The 4,790-nt window shown below is 32.0% G+C and carries 4 protein-coding genes; 3 read left to right on the top strand and 1 reads right to left on the bottom strand.

The genetic code is table 11. The annotated features are described in order from the left end of the window. Nucleotides 1-82: 82 nt before the first annotated feature. From HMPREF2918_RS10615 to HMPREF2918_RS10920, 3 genes are all read left to right on the top strand, one after another. Nucleotides 83-775, top strand: a complete 693-nt coding sequence (locus HMPREF2918_RS10615; protein WP_070595621.1) for a hypothetical protein — start codon at nt 83-85, stop codon at nt 773-775. A gap of 109 nt (nt 776-884) precedes the next feature. Then, the gene (locus HMPREF2918_RS10610; RefSeq protein WP_070595619.1) at nt 885-2,660 is read left to right on the top strand and encodes an ABC transporter ATP-binding protein; all 1,776 of its coding nucleotides are present in this window, start codon (nt 885-887) and stop codon (nt 2,658-2,660) included. 35 nt (nt 2,661-2,695) lie between these two features. Beyond that, the gene (locus HMPREF2918_RS10920) at nt 2,696-4,081 is read left to right on the top strand and encodes an ATP-binding cassette domain-containing protein (RefSeq protein WP_173019421.1); all 1,386 of its coding nucleotides are present in this window, start codon (nt 2,696-2,698) and stop codon (nt 4,079-4,081) included. 499 nt (nt 4,082-4,580) lie between these two features. Here the strand turns inward: HMPREF2918_RS10920 and HMPREF2918_RS10915 are convergent. Continuing rightward, nucleotides 4,581-4,790: S24 family peptidase (locus HMPREF2918_RS10915; protein ID WP_141751603.1), on the bottom strand; the 210-nt coding region annotated here is incomplete at its 5' end.

Genomic DNA, 4,790 nt, shown 5'->3' with positions numbered 1-4,790 from the left:
TCCAATGGTCTTGATGTTGGGAAGGCTGATTAATTATTTGGGATAGGAGTGCATACATTTTTACATATTAGGAGGGATTATAATGAATAATATTGTTGGTTTATATACTACTATTGATGATATCGGAAATCATGAGCGTCACTACACAAAAATTGGTGATTTCCAAAAAGGAAACAATCCTTGTATTGTAAGGTATGTCTCAGGCAGTGATGCAACTGTGAGATATCAAGATGAGGTTTATTCGCTTGAAGCAGGGATGATTCTTGGTGCGGATGCCCTAGTTGATACAAATAATTCATTTGTTGAGATTGCTGACTCATATGAAAGTATTTATAGACTTGCACCTAAAAGTCAATTCTGTTTAGAAATGACAATTAAGGGAGTAATTCCAGTTCATTTTGGACATGTTCATGTTATTCCTTCTTATCAGACAATTGAAGCAGGAGCTAAATATAGAACAAGTTGTTTTACAGCTCGTAATCAAGTTACTATTGAAATGGTTGCGAATAATATAGATGTATATTATTCATATGATAAACCCGTTGAAGTATTTGAGTTTGATGAGTTAGGAAATAAATTTACTTTGTTTACGTTGGCACCGTATCAGAAATGTATTCTTCAAGACCAAGGTGGTAGTATGCGAGATAGATACCATGTTTTAGAACAATCTAACTTGGAAAATAGTGAAGTCATAAGATTGTATGAAACTTATTGTATGCCATTTAATTGGAGATTACAAGCTGAAGAGGTGCAACTAAGTGCACAGGCTAATTAGTATTGTGTTGTTGTATTCTAGCTAAACGCTTAGAAATTAAAGTATGCACTTATATAATTTGGGCTAGAGTTTATTCTAGCCTAAAATTTTATTAAAAGGTAGATTGAACATGGAAAAAATATTTAACTATTTAAATTTATATCTAAAAAGTTTGAATTTTGTGTGGAAAACATCAAAGTCTATAATGTTGTGGATGATTTTAATGGTTCCTATACAATCTATTCTTCCTTCTATCAGTATTTTTATTACTAACATAGTTGTCAATAAAATATCCTCTTTGAATTCCATAAATCTTACTATGCTTATTGCGGTTTGGGGGGTATCTTTCTTTCTTAACAATCTAATATCCCCACTGCTCGTGATGATACAAGGTCGCATGACTGATTTATTGACGTATCAATTAAATACGGAGTTGATGCGTAAATCAGAGAGATTACAGAATATTAGTTATTTTGAAGATAGCGAATTCTATAACGATATACAGTTGCTTAGTTCGGAAGCAAGTTGGCGTCCAGTAAATTTATTAGTATTTGGAACTAGCCTTATCTCCAATGCAATTGTATTTGCTTCTATGCTGTTAATGGTTAGCTCTGTGAATATACTAGTAAGTTTACTACTGTTTGTTGTATTGATTCCACAAGGTATCATAGCTTATAGAATCCAGCAACAGGCATTTGAAACACTTGTGTCTAATAGTGAAGAATCTCGTAAGTTAGATTATTATAGTCAGGTTCTTTTGAGTAGCAATCACATTAAAGATATTCGGCTTTATAATTTATATTTCTTTTTTATTACAAAATATACAGATGTATTTACATCAATAACTGACAAGCTCCAAGTTGATCGGAGAAAAAAATTTACCAATTCAGCTTTATTTATAACTCTTAATAGTATCGTCATAATTTTAATGTTTGGATATGTTATTATTCAAATCAAAAAAGGTGTTTTAGATTTAGGTGTTATTTTTGTGTTTTCTACTAGTATTATCTACTCAATAAATAGTATGGCTAGACTTGTAGAAGATAGTTCACTCCTCTATGACACTCTCCTCTACATGGAAAACTTTTTTAAGTTTATTGAAATTGAAGATGAGCTAAGTACAGAAGTACCAATTACTAAAACTGAAAATAATTTTGGTGATGATATCATAGAATTTAGAAATGTTAACTTTTCTTATTCAAACAATTCTGATTTGGTATTAAGTAACGTTAGCTTTAAAATAGCTGAGGGAGAGAAAATTGCAATAGTTGGGGAAAATGGAGCTGGAAAAACGACTCTAGTCAAATTGCTATGTGCTTTCTATCCTAACTATTCGGGTGATATAATAGTAAACAATAAGTCACTTAGAGAATATGAATTGACAGATTATAGAAAGCAGATTACTTCAATTTTCCAAGATTTTTCTAAATTTGATATTTCATTAAGAGAGAATGTTGCACTGTCCGATTTATCTAGGATATTTAAAAATGAAGATATAACTAAAGCGCTTGATAAAGGTCGGTTTAATATGAAAGATATGTCATTAGACCAAGTTTTGGGAAGAAAATTTGATGGTGGGAAAGAATTATCTGGCGGGGAGTGGCAGAAAGTTGCGCTGTCCAGAGCGTTTTTTTCAAATGCACCAATCTTAATATTAGATGAGCCGACGGCGTCAATTGATGCCAAAGCAGAATATGAATTATTTCAAGATTTTCTGCAATTGACACAAGGAAAAACTGTTTTCTATATTACTCACAGACTTGCGAGTGTAAAATTTGCTGATAAAATTTTGGTGTTAAAATCCGGAGAAATTCATTCATTCGGAACTCATAATGAGTTAATGAATAAGGATGAGTATTATAGAAAATTGTATAAAATGCAATCGTCAATGTACGCTGAAGAATAGTTTGAAATATAGGAGCTGATATGGAAGTTCTCCGCATGAAAAATATCGAAAAACAAATTAATTCACGACATATCCTTCAAATACCTGAGTTAATTCTTCATCATGGTGAACGGATAGGCATTGTGGGGAGTAATGGTGTAGGAAAAACAACTTTGCTAAGAATGATTATCCAGGAAGATATTGATTACAAAGGTATGATAACAGTGAATGGAGATATTGCTTATGTTCCTCAAGTTAAGGAGATTATAGATGGATCAGGAGGAGAGATTTCTTTAAAGTTATTAAAGGAGGCCTTTTCTTCAAGACCCTCTATACTAATTTTAGATGAGCCGACATCTCATTTGGATCAGCATAATGTTCAATGGTTAATCCATAGAATATCGAAATTTGATGGTACAATAATTTTGGTTAGTCACGATCGTTTTTTACTAGACAATATTATAGAAAAAATTGTTTTCATTGAAAGGAGTCAAATAGGAGTTTTCAAAGGAAATTTTACGGAATTTGAAAATGAAAGAAATCAAATAGAAGAGCAATGTTGGAAAAATATTGCTCAATATAACAATGAGGTGGCTAGGTTAACTAAAGAATTAGAAAATAAAAAGATAAGATCAAAAAAAATTAGTAAGAAAAGTTCTAATAGAATCAGCAACTCAGACTGGAAAGCGCGTTCAAAAATGGGGAGCTACGATAGTCAAGAAAAAGCCATGGCCAAATCAGCCAAAGCTATTGAAAAAAGATTAAGTAGATTGACTGCACCTTCCCGACCTTCACCTAAAATACAAATTAAGTTTAAAACAATAAGCTCCACATTAGAGTATTCTTCTAATACAATGATCGAATTAAAAGAAAGCAAGCTAAGTACAAATTTTATAGATCTTTATATACCTCAAATAAAAATGAGGTTTGGAGAAAAATGGTTGTTAACTGGAAGAAATAAATCTGGAAAGACTACATTATTAAAAAGTATAGTAAATCAAGAAATAGATGGATATTTTTCAAAAGGTTTAAAAATTGGGTATTTTAGTCAAGAATTAAATACACTAGACCAAGATAAAACACTCTTTGATAATATATATGAAGCAAGTAGTCATAATAAACAATTAATTATAAACTTTCTTGCAATGCTAGATTTAAAATTTGATAAAATATTTGTTCCGTTTGGCAAGCTCTCTGGGGGTGAGCAAGTTAAAGGCCAACTTGCATCAGTCCTTCTGAGCGATTCAAATTTTCTTATTTTAGATGAACCAACAAACTTTCTTGATATTACCTCACTTAATGCACTAGAAAAATTCTTATTAAGTTATCCAGGTTCGATACTTTTGGTTTGTCATGACACATATTTTCAAGAAAGATTACATTTTAAAAAGTTATGCATTCTAAATAACAACTTGCTTCTAGAGGATTACTTTGAAGATTGATTGAGTAAGCTAAATAGGTGAACCATTTTATTTTTTGATAGCTAATCAATATCCATGATGTAAAAAGCAGCGTAAAATCGTTGCTTTTTTTCTTTGTATGACTTATCCCGTGAGGTCTCATGGGAGTAAATAAGACGTAGTAACAACTAATCATAAGAAGTACCCTCGCCTATTGTTGTTATCAATTTATTCTTCGTTGAACAACAATGGCTGGGGCAGGCTCTCAGCCGAAGCCATAGTAGTGATGAAATTTCTGTAATGGAAAGGGAGCGAAGGACTGAATATTTCAACAGTCAGGAGAGTGACTGTTGAAAGTTTGACACTGGAAATACAGGCTGTCGAACCGAAGTATACCTACTTCACTTGTGTCTGTAAAAGAACGGTCTGATAGAACTGGAGGCGGTCACGTATTGACTAGAAGAAAGTTCGCCAATATAAGATATCCTACAGGCACCTAAACAAGAAAGGAATACACTATTATTATTTTACATTAACAATATCACTGTTCAACAGGTAAGAAATTCCCTACAATAATCCCTACAATTCTAGGATCTTCATCATACGAAAGAAAAATATCTCGATATTTTGGATTGATAGAAACTAATCGTAAACCCTGTTCTTCCTGGTAAACTCTTTTAATGTATGTCTGATTATTACAGACTACTGCATATACTGCACCATCATAATCAAACCCTGTTTCACGAATGAG

This window comes from Streptococcus sp. HMSC065C01 (genome assembly GCF_001813525.1).
GTDB classification, from domain to species: domain Bacteria; phylum Bacillota; class Bacilli; order Lactobacillales; family Streptococcaceae; genus Streptococcus; species Streptococcus parasanguinis_V.
This window is presented reverse-complemented; position numbering and strand designations above follow the sequence as displayed.

What these genes read in the sequence shown, in the direction of transcription:
- HMPREF2918_RS10610 (WP_070595619.1), top strand. Translation starts at nt 885, where the DNA reads ATGGAAAAAATATTTAACTATTTAAATTTATATCTAAAAAGTTTGAAT.
- HMPREF2918_RS10920 (WP_173019421.1), top strand. Translation starts at nt 2,696, where the DNA reads ATGAAAAATATCGAAAAACAAATTAATTCACGACATATCCTTCAAATA.
- HMPREF2918_RS10615 (WP_070595621.1), top strand. Translation starts at nt 83, where the DNA reads ATGAATAATATTGTTGGTTTATATACTACTATTGATGATATCGGAAAT.